This is a genomic window from Gemmatimonadota bacterium, from assembly GCA_026387915.1.
In the GTDB taxonomy this organism is placed as follows: domain Bacteria; phylum Gemmatimonadota; class Gemmatimonadetes; order Gemmatimonadales; family Gemmatimonadaceae; genus Fen-1231.
In genome coordinates this window covers 40,511-66,371 of the sequence record JAPLKS010000013.1, presented here as the reverse complement: position 1 = coordinate 66,371, position 25,861 = coordinate 40,511, and the positions used below count along the sequence as shown (strand labels likewise).

Sequence of the window (25,861 nt, the reverse complement as noted above, 5' to 3'; positions counted from 1 at the left end):
GGCATCGTTCTCAATTATGGCTTGGTTCCGCCGTTCCGAATCCATCGCACCGCGCCGCTCGTTGTGGCAGTGCTTCAAGGATGTCGCGCTCACCGACGTCGGGGTGCTCGCGCGCGGTGGCGTGGATGCCGGCTCGCTGGAGCATCTCGAGCGAATGTTGCTCGAGGCCGACTTTGGTGTGCCGGTCACCACACGACTGGTAGCCGAGGTACAGCGGCGCGCCGCCAGCGGCGAAGTGCGTTCGCGCGACGACTTTGAACGTGCGTTGCGTGAAGGGGTGGAGGCGGCATTGCGTTCCGGCCATCACGACCCCGCGCTCGTTTTTGCGGAATCCAAGCCGACGGTGATCCTCGTGCTGGGTGTGAACGGGGCGGGGAAGACGACCTTCATTGGGAAACTCTCGTCGCGGCTGCGCGATCAAGGGAAGAGTGTGTTGATTGCCGCGGGCGACACGTTCCGCGCCGGAGCCATTGACCAGTTGAAAGTGTGGGCGGAACGTTCGGGCGCCGATTTTGTGGCGGGCGCAGCCGGCGGCGATCCCGCTGCGGTGGCATTCAGTGCGATCGACGCCGGCGTCACGCGTGGCGCCGATGTGGTGATTGTAGATACCGCCGGTCGCTTGCACACGAGCGATGGGCTGATGGAAGAACTGCGCAAAGTGGCACGCGTGATTGCCAAGCGCCTTCCGAGCGCGCCGCATGAAGCGTTGCTGGTGCTCGACGGCACCATCGGGCAAAACGCCGTGGCGCAGGCGCGGAGTTTCTCTGCCTCGGTGCCAATCACAGGCATCGTCGTCACCAAACTCGACGGGACGGCACGCGGTGGCGTGGTGCTCGCCGTTCACGAAGCGCTGAATGTGCCCGTGAAGTTCGTTGGCATTGGGGAGCAGGCCGCCGACCTCGTGCCGTTCGACGCCGCCCAGTTCGCCCGGGAGTTGCTCGACGCGTGAAGAACAGCCGCGTGCAGCAGCGGACGCTCGACACGGCCGTCACCTATCTCTCCGGTGTCGGCCCCGCACGGGCGGACGCGCTGCGCCGGCTCGGCATCTTCACGGCACGCGATCTCTTTCTGCATATCCCGCATCGCTACGAAGACGCGAGCACGGTCACGCCAATTGCCAAGCTTCGGATCGGTGACGATGTCACCGTCGTGGGGCACGTGGTTTCAAAAGGTGTGCTCCCCACGCGCAAAGGGTTGCGGGTGTTTCAGGCGGTGCTGCAAGACGACAGCGGACTGATTGAGTGTTCGTGGCCGGGGCAGCCGTTTCTCGACCGCACCATCAAAAAGGACGACGTGCTGCTCGTCACCGGGCCGGTGCGATTCTTTCACGGCCGTCAGTTGGTGCCGCGCGAGTTCGTTAATCTTGGTGCCGATGAGGTGGGAACCGCCGAGGGGCGGGTGCTCTCGGTGTACCCGGCCACCGAAGGGTTTTCATTCAAACAGATTCGTGGGCTCATCGAGCGGCACCTCGATGAGTACCTCCCCTGTTTTGAGGAGTATCTCCCCGCTCCGATGCTCGCGCGGGCCGGCGTGCCCACGTTGCCCGAAGCGCTGCGCGCCGTGCATCGGCCCAACTCGCTCGTCGCGGCGCATTACGGACGCGCTCGGTTGGCATTCGAGGAGCTGCTCTCCGTGCACGTGTTGCAGGCGCGTGCTAAGGCGCTGGCCCGAGAGGCGCGCAGCGGCATTCGCTTTGAGAATCGACGCGATCTCACCACGCGCCTCAAGGCCGCGCTCCCCTTTGAGCTGACGGGCGCGCAGGTGCGTGCCACGCGCGAGATCGTGGCCGACATGTGTAGCGACCGCCGCATGCACCGTTTGTTGCAGGGCGACGTGGGGAGCGGCAAGACAGTGGTCGCGCTGTTCGCATCGTTGCTTGCAATGGAGAACGGCTGCCAGGCCGCCGTGATGGCGCCCACCGAACTCCTGGCCGAACAGCACGCGCGCACCTTCACCACACTCTTGGCACCGCTCGGCATTGAGCCTCTGCTTGTCACCGGTAGCCTTGGAGCCAAAGCGAGGCGCGAGGTGGCCGCGCGATTGGCCAAGGACGAGCCCGTGCTCGCCGTGGGCACGCACGCGCTGGTGCAGGACGACACACAGTTTGCCCGACTCGGCCTCGCGGTGGTGGATGAACAACATCGGTTTGGCGTGGAGCAACGTGGCGCCCTCGCCAAAAAGGGCGCGCGCCCCGATGTGCTCTTGATGTCGGCGACGCCCATTCCGCGTTCGCTCGCCCTCACGCTGTATGGCGACCTCGACGTGAGTGTGCTCGACGAGCGTCCGCCGGGCCGTCAGCCGGTGACCACGGCGCGGCGTCCGTCGCGCGCGCGCGAAAAAGTGTATGCCTTTCTCGAGCAGCAGGTAGAGGCGGGGCGGCAGGCATACGTCGTGCTGCCGATCATCGAGGAAAGTGAGAAGCTCGTGCTCCGCGCAGCCACACAGGCCTTTGATGAACTCCGCTCAGGCCCATTTGCACACCGTCGTGTGGCGCTGTTGCACGGCAAACTGTCGTCAGACGAGAAGGACGTCACGATGCGTGCGTTCCGCGACGGCAGTATCGACGTCCTCGTCGCGACCACGGTGATCGAAGTTGGCATCGATGTCGCGAACGCCACGGTCATGCTCATTGAGCATCCCGAGCGCTTCGGCCTCTCGCAACTCCACCAGTTGCGCGGCCGCGTCGGACGCGGCGCGGCGGAGTCATTCTGTATTCTGCTTGGCGACGTGGGGCCGGAGACGGCCGAACGCCTCGACATTTTTGTGGACACCGAGGACGGCTTTGAGATTGCGCGTGCCGACCTTCGCCTACGCGGGATGGGTGACCTGTTCGGCGAGCGTCAGCACGGCGAGGCCATGTTCCGCATTGCCGACCCGCTCCGTGACGAGGCGCTCAACGACGTGGCGCGCGAGGCGGCGGCAGAACTCCTTGCCGACGACCCCGCGCTCACCAAGCCCGCGCACAAGCCCTTCCACGACGTGCTGCGCAAACGCTACGCACGCGCCATCGAACTGTTCCGCGTCGGTTAGGGCGAAACGTTCGGGAGGTACGCCATGCCGTCCGGCTCGCGGCCGGCGGTGAGCATGCGCAGCACACGTCGCGACGCGATGTCGACTTCGGCGAGCCGATCATGCGCGGCGAGTGCCACCCACGCGCGCTTGCCGTCTGGGGCAATGAGAATGCCGAGCGGCGTGGCGGAGCGACCAAACTGATTGAGCATGGTCGACTTGGCGATCGTTTCGTCGTAGGCAAATGCGATCGTGCCAGCCAGCGTGCGCGCTTTGGCATCGTAGACGCTCACGGTGCCCGACTGCGCGTTGGACTGGAGCACCCATTTGCCGTCTGGGGTAAAGTGCAGACGGTTGGGAAAGAGTCCCGTGGGCCAAGCGGCGAGTGAGTCGAGCGTGTTGGCGTCGAGCACGGTGAGGCGGTTGAGCGGCCGGTCGGCGGTCCAGAGTTCTTTGCCGTCGGGGGAGAGGTCGATGGCTTCCGGTCCCTTTCCGTTCGCGGCGGTCTTGACCACCACGCCGCGTTCGAGATCGATGAGCGAGTTGGTGCCGGAGTTGATGTTGGAGGTCCAGACGCGCGAACCGTCCTTGGCGAGCACCAGCAGGTGCGTGCCGCCCACGTTGGTGCGGATGGTTTTTTCGATCTTCCCCGTTTCGGCGGCCACCACAATCACGGCCTGCGCCAGCTCGCTCGTGACGACGACGCGTTTGCCATCGGGGAGCCACGCCATGCCGTGGGGGCGCTGAAACTCCCCCAGCTCGATGGTGCGCACGACGGTTCGGGTCCGAAGGTCGAGGAGCGTGAGCGAGTGGCCGGGGGTGGTGCCGCCGTAGTTGGCAGCCATCGCCCACCGGCCGTCTGGGGAGACGGCCACTTCGTGCGGCCCATCGCCCACCGGCATGGTGGCCAGGGTGCGCCCGTCGGCCAGGTCGAGGATGGACGCTGTGGCTTCGCTCTTGTTGAGCACAATCAGCCCGGGCCGTTGGGCCGCGGCCGAACGGGTGAAGCTGAGGCAGAGGGCGACCGCGGGGATCAGGACGAAAGTGCGCATGAACTCTCCGTTCGGGAGGAGGTATAGACTATACTTTACGCGATTGCACCGCCGTCCAGAACCATCGCCACGAGGTATTGATGTCCCGAGGGCTTATTCGCCGCGCCGCCGTTCCCGTGTTTGGCGCTCTGTTGACCATCGCCGCCGCCAGCTCCGCGCCGTCGCGCGCCGCCGTCCCCTGCGACGCGGATAATGCGAATCTCACTCTGCCGGCTGGCTTTTGCGCCACGGTGTACGCCACGAATGTCGGAGCCCCGCGCCACATGGTGGTGGCTCCGAATGGCGACATGCTGGTGATTGTGAACCCGTACTCCACCTCCGCTGAGGCGGGTGGCGGTGCGGCCGGAACCGGCCGGCAAGCGGGATCGCTCACCTTGCTGCGTGACGCGAACGGCGACGGCAAGGCCGAGTATATGAAGCGGCTCGCCCCCGGCAGCGGTTCGGGCATCGCGCTCTCGGGCGGCTACGTCTATTACTCGAGCAGCAACTCCATCGTGCGCTCCACGTACAAGACGGGGGACACCACGGTTGGTCCGGCCGAGGTCGTCATCTCGGACCTGTACCGCGGCGGGCACGTGTCCAATGCCTTTGTGATTGTTGGGTCCACGCTGTACCTCAACATTGGGTCGGGCACCAATAGCTGCCAGGAAACCGATCGCCGTCCAATGGTAAAGGGCGCCGATCCGTGCGTTGAGCTCGAGACGCGTGCGGGCATCTGGTCATACGACGCCACGAAGGTCGGCCAGAAAGTGACCGACGGCGTGCGCTTTGCAACCGGTATGCGCAACTCTGTTTCGCTCACGGTGGACTCGCGTGACAAGTCGCTCTGGGCCACGATGCACGGTCGCGATGGCCTGCAGGCGCCGCCGGTGGGGCAGTGGACCTTCTCCAACGAGTACGGTTCCGAAAACCCGGGCGAGCAGACCAACCACATCCTCAAGGGCGACGACTTCGGCTGGCCCTACTGCTACTTCTCCACCGAAGAGAAGAAACTGGTGAACGCGCCAGAGTACGGCGGCGATGGCAAGAACAGCGACCGCTGCGAGAGCCGCAAGAAGCCGGCGTATGTATTCCCGGCGCACTGGGCGCCGAACGACATGATGTTCTACACGGGCACGCAGTTCCCGGGCGAATACAAGTCGGGGGCGTTCGTCGCCTTCCACGGCTCGTGGAATCGCGCGCCCTTCCCGCAGCAGGGCTTCCGCGTGGTGTTCCTCCCGCTCAACGGCGAGAAGGCCAGCGCCCATCGCGATTTCGCCACAGATTTCTCTGCGAACGGCGGACCGGGCAAGGACGGCAAGTTGCATCGACCGACTGGTCTCGCGCAGGGCACGGACGGTTCGCTCTACATTGCCGACGATGTCGGCGGCATCATTTACAAGGTCAGCTACAAGGGCAAGTAATGACGACGTACGCGCGCATTAACGAACTCTCCGCCCACGCTGGCGCGACGGTCACCGTCCGCGGATGGGTGACGCACCTTCGCTCGTCGGGGAAGGTGGCCTTTGTTGTCCTCCGCGATGGCACCGGCATTTTGCAAACGGTGCTCGTGAAAAATGCGGTCACGCCTGAGGCGTGGGCACTCTTCGGCGAACTCACGCAGGAAGCGTGTATTGCCGTCACGGGTGAAGTGCGGGCCGACGCGCGCGCGCCGGGTGGCTACGAACTGGGGATTGCCGAACTCTCGCTGATTGGCGCGAGTCCGCTCGACTATCCCATTCAGCCGAAAGAGCACGGTATCGATTTTCTGCTCGACAATCGCCACTTCTGGCTCCGCACGCCGCGTCAGGTGGCCATCTTCCGCATTCGCAACGAAATCGAGCAGGCGATTCACGATTTCTTCTACGAGCGCGGCTTCCTGCGTGTGGATACGCCCATCCTGACGGCTGCCATCGGCGAACGCTCAGGATTGTTTAGCACTGAATACTTCGAGGAAGGGAACGCCTACCTCGCGCAGACGGGCCAGCTCTACGGCGAAGCCGCTGCCGCCGCGTTCGGCAAGATCTACACCTTCGGCCCAACCTTCCGCGCTGAAAAATCGAAGACGCGCCGGCACCTCACCGAGTTCTGGATGATCGAACCGGAAGTCGCGTTCAACGACAGCGAAGACAACATGAAGTTGCAGGAAGATCTGCTCGCCTACCTCGTGCAGCGCGTGCTCGAGCGGCGGCAGGCCGAACTGAAAGAATGCGAGCGAGACGTTACCAAGCTCGAGAACATCAAGACGCCCTTCCCGCGCATCAACTACACCGATGCCGTGGCCACGCTCCAAAAGAAGGGGAGCAAAGTCGTGTGGGGCGACGACCTCGGCGCCGAAGACGAAGCGTTGCTCGTGGAAGATTACGATCGGCCGATCTTCATCATGAACTACCCCAAGGAGGCGAAAGCCTTCTACATGAAGGAGAATCCGGACGACCCGCGCACGGTCCTCTGCGATGACTGCCTCGCCCCCGAAGGCTACGGCGAAATCATCGGCGGGTCGCAGCGCGAAGATGATCTCGACAAAATCTTGCACCGCCTGCGCGAAGAAAAACTTCCTGAAGACGCCTACAACTGGTATCTCGATTTGCGGAAGTACGGCACCTTCCCGCATGCCGGTTTCGGCCTCGGGCTGGAGCGTACCGTAGCCTGGATTTGCGGCTCGCAGCACATCCGTGAGTGCATTGCGTTTCCGCGGATGATGCACCGGTTGCGTCCGTAGCCAACGGTTGCAGTAAGCAGAAAACGAAAAACGGAAAACGGAAAACGGAAAACGATAAACCGTCCACCGTTTTCCGTTTTCCGTTTAACCAACTGTCAGGCTTTCGCCTACACGCCCGCGCCCCAGCCACCCTTGTAAAGCCCCCCCCCCTCCGGCTACCGTGCATCATCTACCGGAGCCGTTCTCAACATGTATTGGCTCGCCCGCCGCATCCAACGCCTGCTCCCTCGCCACGCGCTTCGCCGTGTGGTGGGCTTGCTCGTGCTGGCCGTTATGGCGAGGCAGGCAACGGCTTTTGCGTGGGTGCGGTGCGAAAATCGCAGTGTACCGGCTCCGACCACCGCGTCGATGCCGACTGGCGCGCATCATCATGCCGCGCCAGCGCCCTCCCAGGACACGGCGCCCCAAGCACCCGTTGGATGCAACCATCAGTCGCCCGCGGACTGCTGCGGCGTGGGGAGCGGCTGCGTGTCGCTCGCCGTCACGCCACCCCACCTGGTGTTCGTGAGTGTGGCAACACACACGCTCGTCGCGTCGATGACGCCGAGCGCTCCGCTCGCGCTCTCGCTCGCCCCGGCCGACCCACCGCCTCGAGCCTGACCTGATTGCTCGCGCAGCCCTCGGGCTGCGCCGCTCGGCGCGTCCGCGTTCGAGCCGCATCCGCACTCGTCGGATGCCACAGCCATCAGGGGTGGAGGAAGCTCGTGCATTTCGTCATCACGTATGACGCATTGCGATCGTGGTCGCGGTCGATTGCGTCACTCACGCTCGCCATTCTCGCCGTCGTGTCGCCAAGTGCGGCGCAGTCGCCGATGCCGCCATCGGCCGTGCGCGACACGCTGCGCCTTGGCTCGCTGCTCGAGGCCATCGAACGCGGCAATCCGAGAATCGAAGCCGCACGCGCTACGGCGCGTGCCGCACGGGCACGGATTCCAGCCGCCACCCGCGCGCCCGATCCCCAACTGCAACTCGGGCTCATGAACCGTGAACTCCCCAATCTGCGGCCCATGGATCTGCTCGGTATGACGCAAATCCAAGTGATGCAGATGGTGCCGGTCGCCGGGAAACTCCGTCTTGCGGGACTCGCCGAAACGGCGCGCGCCGACGCGACCGACACCCGTGTCCTCGACGCCTCCGCCGAACTACGTGCGCGTGGTACGATGCTTTTTTACGACATCTACGCCACCGACGGCACGCTCGGCGTCGCCCGCGATACCAAGCGCTTGCTGCAGGACATCGGCGATCTCGCGGGGAAGATGTATGAGGTAGGCGAGGGACGGCAGGCAGACGTGCTACGCGCCAATGTAGAACTGGCGCGCATGCAGGAAGATCTCATTCGCATGGAGACCATGCGAACGACGATGGCCGCCCGGCTGAGCGCACTCATTGCCGCTCCCACCGACGCACCCGTCGGCGTGGCGCTGTTGCCACGCTTTCCCGCCGTGCTCCCCACGCTCGACTCGCTCCAGCGGCTCGCGGAACAGTTCCGCCCCATGCTGCGTGCGGGCGCGCAAGACGTCGGCGCCGCCGATGCCTCGGCGCGACTCGCCGAGCGCGAGATTTGGCCCGACCTCCAACTGGGGATGCAGTTGGCCACGCAGGGAGGTCCCATGGGTCCGCAGCGCATGGGCAGCCTGATGGTCGGGGCAGCGATTCCGATCGCAGCTGGCACGCGCCAACGACAGGTGCGTGAGGAAACGGGCGCGATGCGCGCCATGGCCGCGGCGGAGCTCGCCATCATGCGGGCCGACACGCGTGGCGCCGTGGCCGAAGCGCACGCCAGTCTCGTGCGGGCGCGCCGACTCGCCGATCTCTATCGCACCTCCGTGGTGCCTCAGGCATCGGCCACTGTGGCGTCGTCGCTGAGCGCGTACCGCGTTGGCGGCGTGAACTTCATGACCTTGCTCGACGCACAGATGACGCTCAATCGGTATCGCCAAGAACTCTTCACGCTCGAAGCCGACGAAGGCAAAGCGTGGGCCGAACTCGAAATGCTGACCGGACGCCCGCTGGTGGACGCGCATTCCGCCCAGCCGGCACGTCCGGCAGGAGAACCACTGCAATGATTGATCACGAAACTTCTCCGACGCGCGCCGAGCGCTCGCCCTTTGATTCCGCGTCCGCCGCCGGCCGCAATACGGCGCTCCGCTGGGGGCTCTTTACGGTGATCGTCGGTGGAGGCGTGGCAGGGGCGTGGTGGTTCACGCGCGCGGCCAGCGTGCCGCCTGTGCCGGTGCCCGTCGCCACTGACGCGACGAACTCGGTGGGCAACCCCGTGATGCTGACCGCCGATGCGGCCAAACGCATTGGCGTCACCTACGCCGTGGTCGAACGCACCGCACTGCGCCCGGAAATTCGGGCCGTGGGCGTGGTGACCTATGACGAAACCCGCATGAAGAGTGTCGCCGCCAAGGTGGACGGGTACGTCGAACAACTGTTTGTGTCGTACACGGGGCAGCCGGTGGAAGAAAACGATCCCGTGCTCCGCCTCTATTCGCCGATGCTCGTCACGGCCCAAGAGGAACTGCTCCTCGCGCGCAAACTGCTCGCCGATGTCGCCAGTGGCGACGCGGACGCTGTGCGCAACGCGAGCGCGCTGGTGGCGAGCGCGCGCCGTCGCTTGCAGTACTGGGATGTCCCGGACGCCGACGTGGCACGCATCGAACGCACGGGCGAAGTGCAAAAGACGCTGACACTGCGATCGCCGCTGCGAGGCGTGGTGATGCAAAAGAACGTGCTTGCCGGGCAACGCATCATGGCTGGTGAGGCGGTGTATCAGGTGGCCGATCTGCGCACCGTGTGGCTAGAGTGTGAGCTCTTTGAACGTGATCTCGCCGCAGTTCGCGTTGGCCAGTCGGTGACGGCGGAGTTCGAGTTTGCGCCAGACAAACGTCGCGAGGGGCGCGTCACCTTCGTAGCGCCAACGGTCGCGGCGGAAACGCGCACCACCAAAGTGCGCGTCGAACTCCCCAATGCCGACGGTGCGCTTAAGCCAGGGATGTACGCCACCATCATTCTGCGCGGCGATGCCCGACGCGACGTGCTGAGCGTGCCACGTTCCGCTGTACTTGTAACTGGCACCCGCGTGCTCGTCTTTGTGAAAAGCGCCGATGGTATGCTCACGCCGCGCGAAGTCACATTGGGAGAAACCACCGAGGATCGCGTCGAAATCCTGCGCGGCGTGGTGGCGGGGGAATCGCTGGTCGCATCCGCCACCTTCCTCGTCGATGCCGAATCGAATCTCGGTTCCGCCCTCGGCGCGATGGCGAACATGCCCGGAATGGATATGGGTGCGCCCAAGCCCGCCTCGGGTTCACAGGCTCCGCCGGCCGGAGCAACTGGCGCCGCAACGTCAGACCCAATGGCGAATATGCCGGGCATGGATCACGGCGCAAAGAAACCAGACCCAATGGCGAATATGCCGGGCATGGACCACAGCGCGAAAAAGCCAGACCCTATGGCCAACATGCCCGGTATGAATCACTCTCCGAAGAAGCCCTGAGGCTCCCATGCTCAAACGCATCATTGCATGGGCGGTCGGCGAGAAGCTCATCGTTCTGCTCTTTACCCTCGGCGCGATCGCGGCCGGTGTCTGGGCACTCAAACGCACCCCGCTTGAGGCACTTCCTGATCTCAGCGACGTGCAAGTGATTGTGCAGGCCGAGTACAGCGAGCAGGCCCCGCGCATTGTGGAAGATCAGGTCACGTATCCGATTGCCGCCGGCATGCTCAAGGTGCCGGGGGCGCGGGCGGTGCGCGGCTATTCGTTTTTCGGCATCTCGTTTGTCTACGTGATCTTTGAGGACGGCACCGATCTCTATTGGGCGCGCAGTCGCGTGCTCGAATATCTCAACGGCATCGGCGGAGAGTTGCCGAAGTCTGTTGTCCCAACCCTGGGTCCCGATGCCACGGGGCTTGGGTGGGTGTACCAGTATGCCATTGAAGACACCACGGGCCGCATGTCTCTCGCCGAGTTGCGCGGCGTGCAGGACTGGTATGTGCACCATGCGCTGGTGTCGGTGCCCGGCGTTGCTGAGGTGGCGAGCATTGGCGGCTACGAAAAGCAATATCAGGTCGATGTCGATCCCGCCAAGCTGCAGGCGTATCGTATTCCCATCACGCGCGTGATGTCTGCCATTCAAGCCGCCAATGCGGACGTGGGTGGTATGGTGATGGAATTGTCTGAACGCGAGTACATGGTGCGCGGGCTCGGCTACATCCGCTCGCTGGCGGACATTGAAAACATCGTCGTGGGCGCGACGGCGTCTGGCACGCCGGTGCGTGTCGCCGAGTTGGGTCGCGTGTACGTTGGGCCCGCCGTGCGCCGCGGCGTGGCCGAGTATGACGGTCGCGGCGATGCCGTGGGTGGCATTGTGGTGATGCGGTTCGGGCAGAACGCGCTCACAACCATCGCCAACGTCAAAGCGCGCCTAGCCGAGATTCAGCCGGGGCTCCCGGCTGGTGTGGTGCTGCGGCCCGTGTATGATCGCAGCGGCTTGATCGAGCGGGCGATTGCCACGCTCCGCGACAAACTGGTGGAAGAGAGCATCATCGTGGCGATCGTGTGCATCGTGTTCTTACTGCACGCGAGCTCGGCGTTGGTGGCCATTCTCACACTGCCGGTCGGCATTCTTATGGCATTCGTCGCGATGCGCTTCGTGCCGGTGGGCGCCGATATCATGTCACTCGGCGGTATTGCGATTGCCATCGGCGCTATGATCGATGCGGCCATCGTGATGATCGAGAATATGCACAAGCACCTCGAGCGGGCCATTGTCGAAAAGGAACGACTCAACCCCAGCGGCTCGCCGCTGGTTGACCCTGCGCGGATGGATACGGCGGTGCTCTCCTCGGCGGAGCGATGGCGCGTGGTGATTCGCGCCGCGCAGGAAGTGGGGCCCGCGCTGTTCTTCTCGCTGATGATCATTACCGTCGCGTTTCTGCCGGTGTTCACGCTCGAAGGGCAGGAGGGAAGGCTCTTCAAGCCCCTCGCCTTTACCAAAACGTTCTCGATGGCCGCCGCCAGTTTACTCTCGGTCACGTTGGTGCCGGTGGCGATGGGCGTGTTCATTCGGGGCAAGTTGTATCGCGAGCGCGCCAATCCGATCAATCGGTTTCTCGTGGCCGTGTATCGGCCAATGATTACTGCGGTGCTGCGGCAACGCTGGTTGGTGATTGGCGCGGCGTTGGCCGTGGTCGCGCTGACGTGGATTCCGTGGTCGCGCATTGGCAGTGAGTTCATGCCGCCCTTGGAGGAAGGGACGATTCTGTACATGCCCACCACGCTTCCGGGTGTGAGCGTGGCGCGTGCGCGTGAGATTCTGCAAACACAGGACCGCATTCTCAAGTCTTTCCCCGAGGTGGCCCACGTCTGGGGCAAGGCCGGTCGCGCAGAAACAGCGACCGATCCTGCCGGCCTCGATATGTTCGAGACCACCATCACGCTCAAGCCCGAGAGTGAGTGGCGCCCCGGTATGACCTACGATGGCCTCGTGGCGCAGATGGACTCCGCCGTGCGACTCCCGGGTGTGACCAACGCGTGGACCATGCCCATCAAGGCGCGCAATGACATGCTCGCCACCGGCATTCGCACGCCCGTTGGCGTGAAGGTGTTCGGCCCGGATCTCGCGACACTCGAACGCGTGGGGCGCGACATCGAACGCGTCGTGCAGCAGGTGCCTGGCACGCGCAGCGCCTTCGCTGAGCGCGCGGTCTCTGGCTACTACCTCGACATCGATATCAACCGCGCCGCCGCCGCGCGCTACGGCCTCAACGTCGGCGATGTACAAACAGTGATCGCCACCGCGATCGGTGGCATGGTGATCACGCAAACCATCGAGGGGCGCGAGCGCTACGGCGTGCGCGTGCGCTATGCGCAGGAGCTGCGCGACACACCCGAGAAACTCGCAGCGGTGCTCGTGCCGGTGGGCGTGAGTAGCAGTGGAGCAGGGGCGAGTCCGTCCGGTGGCATGGCCATGGCTGGCCGCGCACCCATCAACGGCGTCACCCAAGTGCCGCTCGGGCAACTCGCGACCATCAAGGCCGTGGCTGGCCCCATGGTGGTGCGCACCGAAGGCGCGCAGCCCACCGCGTGGGTGTACGTCGATGTCGTGGGGCGCGACATCGGCAGCTACGTCAAGGAAGCGCAGGCAGCCGTGGCCAAACAGGTCGTGATGCCAGCGGGCTACAGCATTATTTGGAGCGGGCAGTACGAGTACATGCTGCGCGCCAAGGCTACTATGAGCTTAGTGATTCCCACCACGCTCGTCATCATCTTTTTACTACTGTATTTCAACTTCCGCCGTGTTGGCGAAACCGTCATCGTGATGCTTTCGCTGCCGTTCGCCATTGTCGGCGGGCTCTGGTACGTGTGGGCGCTCGGCTACAACTGGTCGGTCGCTATTGCCATTGGGTTCATCGCGCTGGCCGGTGTGGCCGCTGAGACCGGGGTGGTGATGTTGCTGTACCTCGATCACGCGTGGCACGCCCGCGTCAGCACGGGACGGCCGCTCACGCTGCGGGACCTCTACGACGCCGTCATGGAAGGCGCGGTCGATCGCGTGCGTCCGAAGATGATGACCGTCACCGCGATCATGGCAGGCCTGTTGCCAATCATGTGGTCCACGGGCACCGGCGCGAGTGTGATGAAACGCATCGCGGCGCCAATGATCGGCGGGATGGTGAGCAGTACCATCCTCACGCTGCTCGTGATTCCCGCCATCTACTCGCTGTGGAAGGAGCGACAACTGCGCTGAGGAGCTTACTCGCCTTTCTTCACCTCGTCCCACAGCACGTCCAACGCCTCGAGTCCGGCGGTCTTCACATCAATGCTGCGTTCCGCCGCGAGGCGCTCGATCCCTTCAAAGCGCCGTTGAAACTTCGCGTTCGCTTTATCGAGCGCGAGTGCGGGATGCACGCCGGCTTTGCGGCAGAGATTCACCACAGAAAACAGCAAATCCCCCAACTCACCTTCGAGCAGCGCGTGCCGCGCGTCGCCACTTGGCACGCCGTGCGTATCGAACGTCCCGCCGTGTGTCGCAACCACCTCTTGGACCTCGGCGAGCTCCTCGCGCACCTTCTCAATGGGGCCAGCCACATCGGGCCAGTCGAACCCCACTCCCGCCGCCCGTTCCTGCAAACGATGTGCGCGGTGGAGTGAGGGCAGTCCCGCTGGCAATCCGTCGGCGAGTGAGCGCCGCGATTTGGACTTCATCTGCTCCCACGGTTCACGTGCCGGTGCATCGCCGTAGAGCCACGGGTGCCGCGTTTCCATTTTGTGCACCAACGAGCCCGCCACGTCTTGGACGTCAAAGGCGCCGCGCTCTTCGGCGATGATCGCGTGAAAGAGCACCTGCAGCAGCACATCGCCCAGCTCGCTCTTCATTTCCGCGTCCTGCCCGGTGAGGATCGCATCGTCGAGCTCGTGCATCTCCTCGTTCAGGTACGGGCGGAGTGAGTCGTGCGTCTGCGCGCGGTCCCAGGCGTCGCGCGTGCGGAGGTCGCGCATGATGGCGAGGGCGTCGTCGAGCGTGGCGCGGTGCGAGGAATCGGCGGTCATCGGCGGGGCGGCTGGAGGAACCGGGAAGATCGAACGGCGGAGCGCGTCGGACGACATTATTATAGCGGTCGGCCCGCCGTGCGCCTCCCATCAACCGCTTTATCGTGCGCTTTACCACCCCCGCCTTCGCGCTCGCTGTTGGCGCGATCCTCCTGCTCTACTACTGGCCGCCGCTGCGCCGAGTCCAGGTGGAGTTGCTCGTGCTCGCCAGTCTCGGCTTCTATGCGGTGGGGCAGGGCGCGGCGCTCGTCGGCCTTCTGATCGCGAGTTGGGCGCTCACCGCGGGCACGGCCTGGCAGGTGGCGCACCGCGCTGGAGTGGCGGAACGCCGGGCGTGGGCCGTGGCCGGGGTGGGCATCAACCTTTCTGTTCTCGCCGCCTTCAAGTACGGCGCGCTCATCGCCGCAACGCTCGGCATCTCCGCCGCCGTCAGTACCCCCAGCGCATTCCTGCTCGCGTTACCGCTGCCGGTCGGGATTTCGTTTTACACGTTTCACGGCGTCAGTCTGCTGGTGGATGTCTGGCGCCGCGACTACGTGCCGCCGGCGCGCGCCGCGCAACACGCGCGTGGGTCGCTGCTCTACCTGGTGTTCTTCCCGCAGCTGATTGCCGGTCCCATTGCGCGGGCGCGCCGCTTCCTGCCGCAGGTGGCAGAGAAGCGCCTGCGCGACGTCCGCTGGCGCGCGGCGACGCGCGCGCTCATCGCCGGCTACTTCCTGAAACTGTGCGTCGCCGATCACCTGCGCCTGTTCACGGCGCCGCTCGACGCGCCCAGTACGTTGCAGCTCCCGGCGGCGAATCTGGCGGGCCTGCTCGTGGGATTCTCCGCGCAGATCTTTGCGGACTTCGCCGGCTACTCGCTGATCGCCGTCGGACTCGCGGCGCTCTTCGGCTACGTGCTGCCGCGAAACTTCGACCGCCCGTACGCCGCCGCCTCGTTGCGCGACTTCTGGCGCCGCTGGCATCGCTCGCTCTCGTTCTTCCTGCGCGACTATCTCTATCGCCCGCTCGGCGGGAGTCGGCACGGCGCGTGGCGCACCGCGCGCAACATCCTCGTCGTGATGATTCTCGGCGGCCTTTGGCACGGTGCCTCGTGGGGATTCGCGCTCTGGGGGCTCTGGCACGGCGTGGCGCTCCTGCTCGAACGCGGGCTCGCGCACGTGGTGCCGACGCGTGTCCGCGTCGGCGCACGGGCGGTTCGGCCGCTCCTCGTGTTCACGGTGGTGACCGTCGGCTGGATCTTCTTTCGCTTCACGACGCTGGCGCGCCTCACGGCCTTCGCCGCCACTTTCCGTACCGGCATGGGTGAAATGGCGATGGTGTTGCCGCTCGTGATGCTCGTGTTCTGGACGTTGCCGGTGCTGCTTCTGCACGTACTGCCCTCGGTGTTCCGCCGCTTCCACTGGCGCGCGCCGCAACTCGCGTTGGCGCTCGACGGACTGATGCTGGCGCTCATCGCGCTCGACGCGGCGCCCCCCGCGCCGTTCATCTACTTCCAGTTCTGACATGCGCGCCATCGCCCTCTGGACGTTTGGTTGGCTCGCCTTGCTTGGTGCTGCGGCGGGGGTGTCACCACGCGCGCCGGCTATCCCGGATGCTCCACTCAACAATGCCATCGCCGCAGAGCGCCTCGTCCTCGATGGCGCGCGCGCCCGCACGTTGTACGTCGGGAGTTCGATGATCGGCCAGCTGCCGCTGAGCGATACCGCTGCGCTTTCCGTGGCGCTCAGCGCGCGCGGAGCCGCCACCGGCCTGTTCCTCGTGACGGGCACCGGCGCGCATCCCGCCACGGTGGTCGTAGAAACGAATCGCCTGCTCGAGTCCGTCGACTCGGCGTACGTTGACTCACTGCTGCAGCGCGCGCGGCCGCGCTGGCCGTGGCTGCGCATGACGCGCCTCGAGTTCCGACCGTCTTCGCAAGCCGAGGCGCTGGTCGTGCGCGTCGAGCGCGCGCTGCGAGGGCTGCGCGGAGAAGCAGGGAAGCGCGCGGCGGAGGCGCGCGCGGCGGACGCGTTCGTTGCGAACGCCGCCGAAGGCGCATTGCCGTCCGGGCCTGGCGCGGCAGCGGCTGCCCTCGCGAAAGCGGGCGTTGCCAGCGCGGCCGTCGATTCCGCCCGCGAGGCCGCGACCGCTCGCTGGGCCGCCGCTCGCCTCGCCGAGTGGCAGCGGACCGGTGTGCGCGTGTTCCTGGTGGAACTGCCCATGCACGACGCCATCGCCAGGAGCCCGCGAGAACTCCGGCGTCGGCAGATGGTAGACGCGATGCTCCCCGCGGGTGCCTTTCCACGCCTCACCCTTCCGGCTCGCGCCTGGCGCACCAGCGACGGCCGCCACCTCGAGCCCGACGACGCGCGCGCCCTCGCAACTTGGCTCCAGAATGCCGTTGCCCACCCCCCTCAAGAGGGCTATCATTAAAGGTTACCAATGAATCCTTCCTCTGACTCGTTGCGCGCCTGGATCGACATCGATCTTGGCGCGCTTGTGCGCAACGGAACGCGGCTCGCGGCTCACGCCGGCGTGCCGCTGTTGCCGATGGTGAAAGCCGACGCCTATGGACTGGGGGTCGGCCCCGTCGTGCGTGCGCTGGAGGCGGTGGCACCGTTCGGCTACGGCGTGGCCACCGCCGACGAAGGGCGCGAACTCCGCGACCTCGGCATCACCCGTCCGGTGCTGGTGTTTACTCCGGTCCTGCCACTCGACTTCGCCCTGTTGCGTGCCGCGAAGCTCACCCCGACCTTCGGTGATGCCGAGCGGATTGGCGCTTGGATTGCGAGCGGCGGCGGCGACTGGCACCTCGCCATCGACACGGGGATGATGCGCGCCGGCCTTCGCTGGGACCGCATGGCGGAGGTCGCCGAGTTGGCGCGTACCGCGCCTCCCGCTGGGGCATTCACGCACTTCCACTCATCCGAAAACGATAACGGGTCGATGGAGGTGCAGGAGGGGCGGTTCCGCGATGCGGTCCGCGCGCTCCCCGCACGGCCGCCATTGCTCCACAGCGAAAACAGCGGCGCCATTGTTCGCCGCTCGCCCTCGGAGTGGAACCTCGTGCGGCCGGGTGTCTTTCTGTACGGCATCGGGAGCGGTGCCGGCGCCGCATTCCAACCGGAGCCAGTGGCGCACCTGCGCGCGCGGATTGTGGATCTGCACGATCTCAATGCCGGCGACACCGTCAGCTACGGTGCGACCTGGACCGCCGCAAAGCGCACGCGCCTTGCCACGGTGAATGTTGGGTATGCCGACGGCTACCGTCGTTCGCTTGGCAACGCAGGCACGGCGCTACTCCATGGCACGCGCGTGCGCGTAGCCGGCACCGTCACGATGGACATGACGATGCTCGACGTCACGGGCACGGCATGCTCGCTCGGAGATGTGATCACGCTCATGGGGCGCGATGGTGATGCCCTCGTCACGGCGGAAGATGTGGGCGCAGCCTGCGGACTCTCGCCGTACGAAGTGCTGACCGGACTCCGTCAGCGTTTGCCGCGAGTGCCGGCGTGACCGCGCGTCGTGCGCTCATTGTGGTGCTCGACGGCGTCGGCATTGGCGCCGCCGGTGATGCGGCGCACTATGGGGACGTGGGAAGCCACACCCTCGGCAACGTGGCTCGCGCCGTGGGCGGCGCGGCGCTCCCCAATCTCGAGGCTGCTGGTCTTGGCCGCATTGCGCCGCTCGACGGCATCAGCGTCACGGTGCCCCCAATCGGCGCGTACGGATTGCTCGAGCCCAAATCCGCAGGAAAAGACAGCACCACCGGCCACTGGGAGTTGGCTGGTGTCTGCCTCAAAGAACCCTTTCCCACCTATCCGCAGGGTTTTCCGCAGAGCGTCATTGACGATTTTGCCGCCCGCACGGGCCGCGGCGTGATTGGCAATGTGGCGGGGAGCGGCACGGCGATGCTCGAACAGTGTGGCGCCGAACACGTGCAGAGCGGAAAATGGATTGTCTACACCTCGGCGGACTCTGTTTTTCAGATAGCGGCGCACGAGTCCGTGGTACCGCTGGCGGAGCTGTATGCGGCGTGCGAGACAGCGCGGGAGCTGCTCGTGGCCCCGCACAACGTGTCGCGCGTCATCGCCCGCCCGTTTACGGGCGCCGCTGGGAGCTGGAGCCGCACCCCAAACCGGCGCGATTTCTCGCTGGAACCGCTCGGTGAGACGCTGATTGATGCCTTGGCCGCGGCCGGAATCCAGCGGACAGGGGTGGGCAAGGTGGACGACCTTTTTGCCCGCCGGGGGATCGTGGGGGGGCATACGACAGGTAACGCCGAGGGAATCGAGCGAATTCTGGCCTGGATTGGCTCTGGAAGTGGGTTCCTCTTCGGCAACCTTGTAGATTTCGACCAGCTATTTGGGCACCGAAACGACGTGCCGGGGTTCTATAGAGCGTTGCGGGAGTTCGACGCCGCGCTTCCGAGCCTTATTGCCGCCCTTCGCGAGGACGACCTGCTGTTCATTACCGCCGACCACGGCAACGATCCAACGACCGCCTCCACCGATCACGCCCGGGAAAATGTCCCGGTGCTCGTGCTCGGCCCGCAGGTGCGTGCCGGCGCCATTGGGCGTCGGGACACCTTCGCTGATCTTGGGGCGACGGTGGCCGATTGGATGGGGCTGTCGTTCCGCGGGACTGGCCGCTCGTTCCTCCCGCTGGTGGTGTCACAGTGAGCGGCATGGTGGCGCTCCGCGACGCTGCACGTGAGGCGATGACCCGCGCGTATGCGCCCTACTCGCAGTTTCGAGTGGGAGCGGCGCTCCAGGTCGCGGACGGCTCGGTCTTTGTGGGGTGCAACGTGGAGAACTCCGCGTTTCCGTCCGGAATTTGTGCCGAACGTGGTGCCGTGGCTGCGGCCGTCGCAGCAGGGCATCGCGGGTTTGATCGCATTGTTATTTGTACCGAAGCGGACGTACCCACCCCGCCGTGCGGCGTTTGCCGTCAGGTGTTGGTGGAGTTCGCGCCGTCGCTGGACATTCACAGCATGACCGCCTCGGGCGCGGAGGCGCGCTGGTCGCTCGCCGACCTGCTGCCGCATCCGTTCACTCCGCAGTCCCTGCATCATCTATGAGAAGTCGCCTGTTCGTTCTGTTGGCCGTGGTGCTCGCGTCTAGCGCAATCGCCTGTGGCGAATCGCTGACCACGAGTAACACGTGTCCCATGCTCTGTCCGTCGCAAGATGTGGCCGTGCGCGATACGATCATCAATCCCGTGCTGGTCTTTGACAGCACGTTCGTCGGCTTCCCCGATCGTGGGAATGAACTCGGGATGTTGCTCACGACGCGTGGCGACACGGTCGAAACGCGCGGCGTGGTGCGCTACGATTCGCTCACGTACTACTACCCGGTGGTCAACGACACGGCGCGCCCAATCGCCTACGTGGATTCGGCGCGACTCAAACTCGTCGTCGACACCACCTATCCGCGGTTGTTGCCGGCGTCGGTGCGGTTCGAGCTCTACGATGTGGATGACTCCACGGCGTCGGACACGAGCAGCGCCGCCCTCAACGCCAAGTTCATTCGGTCGCGCCTGATCGGTCAGATCACGTTGTCCAAGGATTCGGTGGGCGACACCGTGCGCGTGCCGTTGGCCGACTCCGCCGTGCTCGCGAAGATCGCCGCCAAGGGGCGCCTCCGTATTGGGATTCGCGCTGATGGGAGTGGGCCGGTGGCACTCGTGCTCAAGACCATCGAGTCGGGGATCACCCCGGTGCTGTCGTACCGCGGCACCAAGGACAGCAGCATCGCCAAGCTGGTGGTCACGCCGTATTCGAGCTCGCCGCTGGCGGAGCCGGATATTCAAGCCGAACTGCTCGACTTTCAGGTGATTGCGAAATACAAAATGCCCGCGGTGCCAACCGGCACGATGTCGATCGGTGGATTGCCTGGTCGCCGCGCGTATCTGCGCTTCGACCTCCCGCGGCGCATTACGGATTCCACCACCATCGTGCGCGCCACGTTGCGGCTCACACAGCAGCGTGTGGCCTTCGGCGGTGGGTATGACACGGTGACGATCCACGCGCATCCGGTGCTGGCGAGCGGGCAGGTCACCGACCTGCGACGCGCCTCCACACTGCTGGCCGCGGCCGGCACCGGCATTTACGACTCGCTCCTCGTGTCTCCTCGCGACAGTGGGCAGCGCACCATCGAGATGTACGGGTTAGTGCGCCTCTGGGGATCGCAGGCCGTGCTGATCAACTCGGTGCCGCGCTCGCTCGTGTTGCGTGCGGGGCGCGAATCGCTTGCCTCCTCGGAAATTCGGTTTTTCGGTACCACGGCGCCGCTCGCGGTACGGCCGTCCATGCGCATTTCGTATATCCCACGCGTCACCTTCGGAGTTCCTTGATGCGCGCCGCGTTGCCTTTCTTCCGGCTTGCCGCGCGCACGACCGCGGCGGTGCTGTTCGGCTCCTCCGTGGTGGCCGCGCAGGGCTCCTTGAGCGTGCAGGGGTTTGGATTCCCGAGCGGTCAGTTTAGCACGCGCACGCTCGGCACCGGTGGAGCGCTCGCCGATTTTGATGCGCAGTCACCGATCAACCCCGCGTCCATTGGTTCCGGGCTTCGGTCCACCGTCTATGTGCAGTATGACCCCGAGTTCCGCACCTCCGTCACGGCAGGACGTACCTCGCAAGTCACGGTCGCGCGTTTTCCGATCTTCATGATCAGCGCAGCATACGAGAAAGCCACGTTTGGACTTTCCTATTCGAATTTTCTCGATCGCACCTGGTCCAACGAATACGCAGATACCGTGGTGATTGGCGCCGAGCGCCTCCCCACGCGCGTCAAAGCGTCGAGTCTTGGCGGTATTGCGGATATTCGCGGTGCGTTTGCGTGGACGTTCAGTCCGCGCTTCGTCGTCGGGATCGGCCTGCACGCCTTTTCAGGCAATAACACCACGGTCATTGGCAGAACGTTCGACGACTCGCTCCGCTTCGGTGGATTCAATCAGTCGGGAGTCGTGGGATACGGCGGCATGGGAACCTCGATCGGCTTTGTCGCCGTGCCCTTCGAGCACTTCAACATTGCCGCTGACGCCCGCTTTGGCGGATCACTCAACGTTCGGCAGGGTGATTCGACAGTGCTGGGAAGCGCCAATGTTCCGCAGCGCCTTGGTGCGTCGTTTGCGTACGATGGTATTCCGGGGTCCACCTTCGCAGTGCGCTGGGCCAAGGAGCGGTGGAGCGATCTCAAGGGACTCGGGTCCGCCGGGCTCGGCATTCAGGACGCGACCGATATCTCCATCGGGGCGGAGATTGCGGGCCCCAAACTCAACGGCAGTGACATCGGCATGCGTATTGGCACGCGCTCGCGGGAGCTGCCGTTTGCCGTGCGCAACGCGGCCGTCAAGGAAACCTCATACAGCGGTGGACTCGGCATTCCCGTGGCGCGAAATGCCTTGGTGGACCTTGGGCTCCAGCACGCGACCCGCACCGCGACCGGCGCCAACGAGACGGCGTGGATCGTGAGCGTCGGGCTCTCGATCCGTCCCTAACGGCCGACGGCGGAACGATGGACGCCGCCGCGGGCCGTGAAGCAAGCGAGGCGCTCATCCTCGTAGCGGATGACGTTGAGGCCAACGTCGAACTGCTCGTCGATCAGCTCGAAACGCTGGGGTTTCGCACCGTCACGGCCCACGATGGGCCGTCGGCCATCGCGGCGTGCCTGGAGCACCGTCCCGATCTCGTCATTCTCGATGTCTCGATGCCCGTCGGCGACCTCGGCGGCGATGACCGCGACGCCGGGTTCGAGGTCTGTCGGCGACTGAAGCGCGATCCTCGAACGGCGCGTATTCCCGTCATCTTTGTGACGGCGCTCAGCGAGACCGCGGACCGCGTGCGCGCCATTGAAGCGGGCGGCGATGATTTTCTCGCCAAGCCGCACCATCGGCTCGTCCTCAATGCGCGCGTGCGTGCGCTCCTCAAGCTGAAGGGCGCCACCGACGCGCTCGAAGAAAGCCTGCGCCGCTTGCGTGAACTGCAAAAAGTGCGCGACGATCTCATGAAGATGATTGTGCACGATCTCAAAACGCCGCTCACTTCCATTCTCGCGACGATGGAAATGTTGCGCGACGGGGATTTTGGAGCACTCGCCCAGCCGCAAGCACGCGCACTCTCGGACGCGGAAGGGAAGGCCGAAGATCTGCTCGGGTTGATCGAAGACCTGCTCGAAGTGGCGCGCATCGAAGAGCAAACCATTACGCTCAACCCTGAGCCCATCGCGCCGCCCGCGTTGCTCGCGGAGATTGTCTACGATTGGTCGCTTCGCTTTCAGCAAGAGGGCGCCACCAGCGCCACAGAGTGCGCCGATGACGCGCCGGTGTTCCAGGCCGACAAAGTGTTGCTGAAGCGCGTTCTCTCGAATCTCGTGCAGAACGCCATCACGCACTCCGCGGGGCCGGTGCACCTCGTGCTCACGGCGCGCGCCGATGCCGGCGGCATTCTCTTTACGATCAGCGACAACGGCCCCGGAATTCCTGCCGAATACCAGGATATCATTTTCCGGAAGTTCGAGCGTGTGCGAACGCCCAATGCGCCCCGCGTGCGGAGCAGCGGGCTCGGCCTCACCTTCTGCCGCCTCGCCGTGGAATCGCATGGCGGTCGCATCTGGGTGAAAAGTGCAGACGGCGAGGGAAGTACGTTCTACGTGCAACTGCCCGTGGAGCCGCGCGTGCCATCCCGCGATGGAGCGGCCCGCGCGTGAAGGTGCATCTGCGCACCTTTGGCTGCCGCGCCAATCAGTACGACACCGAAGCGGTGCGCGGCATGATCGAAGCGTCCGGCGGCGAGGTGGTCGACGCCGCTGCCGATGCCGACGTGGTCGTGTTCAACTCATGCACGGTTACCGCCGACGCTGAGGCGGATTTGCGACGAGCGGTGCGCGGCGCGCGGAAGCCAGCCATTGTGATGGGCTGTGCCGCGGCACGCAGTGGCGCGACCATTGCCGCGCTCCCGAATGTGTCGCACGTCGTGGCGGGCGCCGATCTCCCTGCGATTGCCGCTGCGCTCGGACTCGATCGCGCGCGCGCGGAAGATCGCCCTGCCGTGCAAACCGGCGCGCGCGCTCTGCTACGCATTCAAGATGGCTGTGGCGAGCACTGCACCTTTTGCGCCACCACACTCGCGCGCGGCGAGCACCGTTCGCGCAGCGCCGATGCTATCGTGCGGGAAGCCCTCGCGCTGGCCGAGGCGCATCCGGAGATTGTGATCACCGGCATTCATATTGGGTCGTATGGAAGTGAACGCGGGTCCACGCTCGGCGCGCTCATGGCGCGGCTCGTGCGCGAGGTGCCAACGGTGCGTTTTCGGCTGACGTCGATCGAAGCCACCGAGGTGGACGACCAACTCGCCGAGCTGTTTGCCGACGACCCACGCCGCGTGGCGCCGCATCTGCACGCGCCGCTGCAGAGCGGTGCCGATGCCGTGCTCAAGCGTATGGGGCGCCATTGGTACACCGGTGGCACGTATGCGGCGGCAGTCGAGCGGATCGCGGCTCGCGTCGCGCGCGCGGGGAAGGCCGCGCATTTTGCGCTCGGCGCCGATGTCATGACGGGGTTCCCCGGTGAGACCGCCGCCGATCACGACGCCACCATGGCCCTCGTGCGGTCGCTCCCGTTCACCTCTCTGCACGTGTTCCCATATTCGGCGCGCCCTGGCACCGCGGCAGCGCGACTTCCTCACCCCGTGGACGCGCGAGTCTCGCGGCAACGGGCCGCGGAGTTGCGCGCGCTGGCGACCACCATTGGGGCCGCGCATCGTGCCGCTCGAGACGGACAGGTGGCGGATATTGTGGTCATTGGCGATGGCCACCGCCGCACAGGGCTCACCGAGGACTATCTTTCAGTCGCGTTGCCGGAGCCGGCACCGCCGCGGCGGGCGCGGTTCTCGGCCCCTCTCGTGTTACAAGGTGATCAGCTCAGCGTGCGGCCCGCGGATCTTCCCGCGTCGGTCGGTCAGGTGAGCCCTGCACTCACCTCCTCGCGCGTCCTTCCGACTCTCGCCTTCCAGTCCTGACATGCCGACTGTCTACATCGAAACCTACGGCTGTCAAATGAATGTGAGCGATTCCGAGCTGATGCTCGGCAAGCTCATTGCCGAAGGCTACGTCGCAGTCAGCAGTCCCGAAGGCGCCGATGTGGTGCTCGTGAACACCTGTGCCATTCGCGAAAACGCGGAGCAACGCGTGATCGGCCGACTCGGCGAAATGCGCCGGCAGATTGGAAAAGACACGATCCTCGGTGTCACGGGCTGTATGGCGCAGCGGCTCGGGACTCGATTGCTCGAGACCGACACCCGCGTGTCACTCGTGGTGGGCCCCGACGCGTATCGGTCGCTGCCGCATCTCATTGAAGCGGCGCAAAAGGGCGAACGGTTCACGGCCACCGATTTTGATCTCGAAGAGCACTACGAAGATTTTCAGGCGCGCCGCTTTGAGGGGGTCAAGGCGTGGATCCCCGTACAGCGCGGCTGCGACTACCGATGCACCTACTGCATCGTGCCGTACACGCGCGGGCCCGAGCGCAGCCGCCAGCTCGACGATGTGGTGCGGGAGACCGCCGAAGTCGTCGCACAGGGATTGTCGGAAGTGGTGCTGCTCGGGCAGACGGTCAACTCGTATACCGATGGCACTCACGACTTTGCCGATCTCTTGCGCGCCGTGGGCGCGGTGGAGGGAATCCGGCGCGTGCGTTTCACGAGTCCGCATCCCAACGACTTCAGCGATCGCGTGATTGCCGCGATGGCTGAGGTGAGTACCGTGTGCGAGCATGTGCATCTCCCGATGCAGAGCGGCTCCACGCGCACACTCAAGCGCATGCTCCGTCGCTACACGCGCGAGGAGTACCTCGATTGTGCCGCACGTCTTCGCGCGGCGATTCCGGGGCTCGGGCTGACCACGGACATTATCGTCGGCTTCCCGGGCGAAACGGACGAAGAGTTTGAAGAGACACTCAGCGCCGTGCGCGAGTTGGCCTTTGACGATGCCTTTCTCTTCAAGTTCTCGATGCGCGAGGGAACGCCGGCCACGCGCCTGCCGGCGGAGCTGCTGGTGCCCACGGAGGTGGTGGACGAGCGCTTCAACCGTCTGCTACAAACCGTGCGTGGCATTGCGCGCGACAAAAACATGCGGCGCCTCGGCGAGCGCATGGAAGTGCTCGTGGAGAAGGAGGCACGCAAAGGCGGCGATATGCTCCAAGCCCGGTCGCGTGATTTCAAGACGGTTATCGTCCCTGGGGCGCTGTCGATGATCGGCTCCTACCTGACGGTGGAGCTCACCGGGACCACCGGATCCACATTCACGGGGACGCCGGTCAGTACGCGGGCGCCGTTGCCGACCGCCTGACACGCAGTCTGCGATGCGGTGGGTGAAACATCACAAATGAGTGCTTGGGCGGACTTTTGGACAGATTTTAGACTTGGTTCGCTCCTGACGGGCGCAATTTCGGTGGAAATTGGAGACGTTTTGCCGTAGCGGCGAGGCGTTCCAGAGGTCAGAATTAGGAAGGTTCCGTTCGGCGCCGCCCTGCGGCGCTTTTGGTTGTGTCCGAATCCCAT

Annotated in this window: 20 protein-coding genes; 18 read left to right on the top strand and 2 right to left on the bottom strand. The window is 65.2% G+C overall.

What is annotated here, in order from left to right; genetic code table 11:
* Positions 1-16 precede the first annotated feature (16 nt).
* Together ftsY and recG are read left to right on the top strand one after the other, a co-directional pair.
* Positions 17-949 carry a signal recognition particle-docking protein FtsY gene (gene ftsY, locus NTZ43_07250; GenBank protein MCX5767001.1) on the top strand — a complete coding sequence of 311 codons (933 nt, stop codon included), beginning with the start codon at positions 17-19 and terminating at the stop codon, positions 947-949.
* Entirely contained in the window at positions 946-3,030 is a 2,085-nt protein-coding gene (recG, locus tag NTZ43_07245; GenBank protein MCX5767000.1) for an ATP-dependent DNA helicase RecG, read from the top strand. Before ftsY ends, recG begins: the two co-directional genes overlap by 4 nt.
* Here the strand turns inward: recG and NTZ43_07240 are convergent.
* Complete coding sequence (locus NTZ43_07240) at positions 3,027-4,061, bottom strand: beta-propeller fold lactonase family protein (GenBank protein ID MCX5766999.1); 1,035 nt, start codon at positions 4,059-4,061, stop codon at positions 3,027-3,029. The genes recG and NTZ43_07240 overlap by 4 nt on opposite strands.
* Before the next feature lie 80 nt (positions 4,062-4,141).
* Between NTZ43_07240 and NTZ43_07235 the strand changes: the two genes are divergently transcribed.
* The 6 genes from NTZ43_07235 to NTZ43_07210 all read left to right on the top strand — a co-directional run bounded on the left by NTZ43_07235 (position 4,142) and on the right by NTZ43_07210 (position 13,517).
* On the top strand, positions 4,142-5,464 hold the full coding sequence (locus NTZ43_07235) for a PQQ-dependent sugar dehydrogenase (GenBank protein ID MCX5766998.1): 1,323 nt from the start codon (positions 4,142-4,144) through the stop codon (positions 5,462-5,464).
* Positions 5,464-6,762: an asparagine--tRNA ligase gene (gene asnS, locus NTZ43_07230; protein ID MCX5766997.1), complete on the top strand. Its 1,299-nt coding sequence runs from the start codon at positions 5,464-5,466 to the stop codon at positions 6,760-6,762. The genes NTZ43_07235 and asnS overlap by 1 nt, the downstream gene beginning before the upstream one ends.
* 189 nt (positions 6,763-6,951) lie before the next feature.
* A complete protein-coding gene (locus NTZ43_07225; protein ID MCX5766996.1) occupies positions 6,952-7,362 on the top strand; it encodes a hypothetical protein in 411 nt (136 codons plus the stop codon).
* A gap of 104 nt (positions 7,363-7,466) precedes the next feature.
* The gene (locus NTZ43_07220) at positions 7,467-8,828 is read left to right on the top strand and encodes a TolC family protein (protein MCX5766995.1); all 1,362 of its coding nucleotides are present in this window, start codon (positions 7,467-7,469) and stop codon (positions 8,826-8,828) included.
* Entirely contained in the window at positions 8,825-10,264 is a 1,440-nt protein-coding gene (locus NTZ43_07215; protein MCX5766994.1) for an efflux RND transporter periplasmic adaptor subunit, read from the top strand. The genes NTZ43_07220 and NTZ43_07215 overlap by 4 nt, the downstream gene beginning before the upstream one ends.
* A 7-nt stretch (positions 10,265-10,271) precedes the next feature.
* Positions 10,272-13,517: a CusA/CzcA family heavy metal efflux RND transporter gene (locus tag NTZ43_07210; GenBank protein MCX5766993.1), complete on the top strand. Its 3,246-nt coding sequence runs from the start codon at positions 10,272-10,274 to the stop codon at positions 13,515-13,517.
* A gap of 5 nt (positions 13,518-13,522) precedes the next feature.
* Here the strand turns inward: NTZ43_07210 and mazG are convergent, their stop codons facing one another.
* Positions 13,523-14,320 carry a nucleoside triphosphate pyrophosphohydrolase gene (gene mazG, locus NTZ43_07205; GenBank protein MCX5766992.1) on the bottom strand — a complete coding sequence of 266 codons (798 nt, stop codon included), beginning with the start codon at positions 14,318-14,320 and terminating at the stop codon, positions 13,523-13,525.
* A 104-nt stretch (positions 14,321-14,424) separates the two neighbouring features.
* Between mazG and NTZ43_07200 the strand changes: the two genes are divergently transcribed.
* The 10 genes from NTZ43_07200 to miaB all read left to right on the top strand — a co-directional run bounded on the left by NTZ43_07200 (position 14,425) and on the right by miaB (position 25,649).
* On the top strand, positions 14,425-15,825 hold the full coding sequence (locus NTZ43_07200; GenBank protein MCX5766991.1) for an MBOAT family protein: 1,401 nt from the start codon (positions 14,425-14,427) through the stop codon (positions 15,823-15,825).
* Between the two features lies 1 nt (position 15,826).
* Positions 15,827-16,735 (top strand): hypothetical protein, encoded by a 909-nt coding sequence (locus tag NTZ43_07195; GenBank protein MCX5766990.1) that lies wholly within the window; start codon positions 15,827-15,829, stop codon positions 16,733-16,735.
* Between the two features lie 9 nt (positions 16,736-16,744).
* Positions 16,745-17,821 carry an alanine racemase gene (gene alr / locus NTZ43_07190; protein MCX5766989.1) on the top strand — a complete coding sequence of 359 codons (1,077 nt, stop codon included), beginning with the start codon at positions 16,745-16,747 and terminating at the stop codon, positions 17,819-17,821.
* Positions 17,818-18,987 carry a phosphopentomutase gene (locus NTZ43_07185; GenBank protein ID MCX5766988.1) on the top strand — a complete coding sequence of 390 codons (1,170 nt, stop codon included), beginning with the start codon at positions 17,818-17,820 and terminating at the stop codon, positions 18,985-18,987. The genes alr and NTZ43_07185 overlap by 4 nt, the downstream gene beginning before the upstream one ends.
* A gap of 5 nt (positions 18,988-18,992) precedes the next feature.
* A complete protein-coding gene (cdd, locus tag NTZ43_07180) occupies positions 18,993-19,385 on the top strand; it encodes a cytidine deaminase (GenBank protein ID MCX5766987.1) in 393 nt (130 codons plus the stop codon).
* Positions 19,386-19,474: 89 nt separating this feature from the next.
* Entirely contained in the window at positions 19,475-20,659 is a 1,185-nt protein-coding gene (locus tag NTZ43_07175) for a hypothetical protein (GenBank protein ID MCX5766986.1), read from the top strand.
* Entirely contained in the window at positions 20,659-21,804 is a 1,146-nt protein-coding gene (locus NTZ43_07170) for a hypothetical protein (GenBank protein MCX5766985.1), read from the top strand. The genes NTZ43_07175 and NTZ43_07170 overlap by 1 nt, the downstream gene beginning before the upstream one ends.
* Entirely contained in the window at positions 21,768-23,012 is a 1,245-nt protein-coding gene (locus NTZ43_07165; GenBank protein MCX5766984.1) for a hybrid sensor histidine kinase/response regulator, read from the top strand. The genes NTZ43_07170 and NTZ43_07165 overlap by 37 nt, the downstream gene beginning before the upstream one ends.
* Positions 23,009-24,322, top strand: a complete 1,314-nt coding sequence (locus NTZ43_07160) for a MiaB/RimO family radical SAM methylthiotransferase (protein ID MCX5766983.1) — start codon at positions 23,009-23,011, stop codon at positions 24,320-24,322. Before NTZ43_07165 ends, NTZ43_07160 begins: the two co-directional genes overlap by 4 nt.
* 1 nt (position 24,323) lies before the next feature.
* Positions 24,324-25,649, top strand: a complete 1,326-nt coding sequence (gene miaB / locus NTZ43_07155; protein ID MCX5766982.1) for a tRNA (N6-isopentenyl adenosine(37)-C2)-methylthiotransferase MiaB — start codon at positions 24,324-24,326, stop codon at positions 25,647-25,649.
* The last annotated feature ends 212 nt before the right edge of the window (positions 25,650-25,861 follow it).

Bases quoted from the DNA above. Each gene is read 5' to 3' on its own strand.
- ftsY (MCX5767001.1), top strand. From the start codon at position 17: ATGGCTTGGTTCCGCCGTTCCGAATCCATCGCACCGCGCCGCTCGTTG.
- NTZ43_07240 (MCX5766999.1), bottom strand. From the start codon at position 4,061: ATGCGCACTTTCGTCCTGATCCCCGCGGTCGCCCTCTGCCTCAGCTTC.
- NTZ43_07235 (MCX5766998.1), top strand. From the start codon at position 4,142: ATGTCCCGAGGGCTTATTCGCCGCGCCGCCGTTCCCGTGTTTGGCGCT.
- asnS (MCX5766997.1), top strand. From the start codon at position 5,464: ATGACGACGTACGCGCGCATTAACGAACTCTCCGCCCACGCTGGCGCG.
- NTZ43_07225 (MCX5766996.1), top strand. From the start codon at position 6,952: ATGTATTGGCTCGCCCGCCGCATCCAACGCCTGCTCCCTCGCCACGCG.
- NTZ43_07215 (MCX5766994.1), top strand. From the start codon at position 8,825: ATGATTGATCACGAAACTTCTCCGACGCGCGCCGAGCGCTCGCCCTTT.
- NTZ43_07210 (MCX5766993.1), top strand. From the start codon at position 10,272: ATGCTCAAACGCATCATTGCATGGGCGGTCGGCGAGAAGCTCATCGTT.
- mazG (MCX5766992.1), bottom strand. From the start codon at position 14,320: ATGACCGCCGATTCCTCGCACCGCGCCACGCTCGACGACGCCCTCGCC.
- NTZ43_07195 (MCX5766990.1), top strand. From the start codon at position 15,827: ATGCGCGCCATCGCCCTCTGGACGTTTGGTTGGCTCGCCTTGCTTGGT.
- alr (MCX5766989.1), top strand. From the start codon at position 16,745: ATGAATCCTTCCTCTGACTCGTTGCGCGCCTGGATCGACATCGATCTT.
- cdd (MCX5766987.1), top strand. From the start codon at position 18,993: ATGGTGGCGCTCCGCGACGCTGCACGTGAGGCGATGACCCGCGCGTAT.
- NTZ43_07175 (MCX5766986.1), top strand. From the start codon at position 19,475: ATGCTCTGTCCGTCGCAAGATGTGGCCGTGCGCGATACGATCATCAAT.
- NTZ43_07170 (MCX5766985.1), top strand. From the start codon at position 20,659: ATGCGCGCCGCGTTGCCTTTCTTCCGGCTTGCCGCGCGCACGACCGCG.
- miaB (MCX5766982.1), top strand. From the start codon at position 24,324: ATGCCGACTGTCTACATCGAAACCTACGGCTGTCAAATGAATGTGAGC.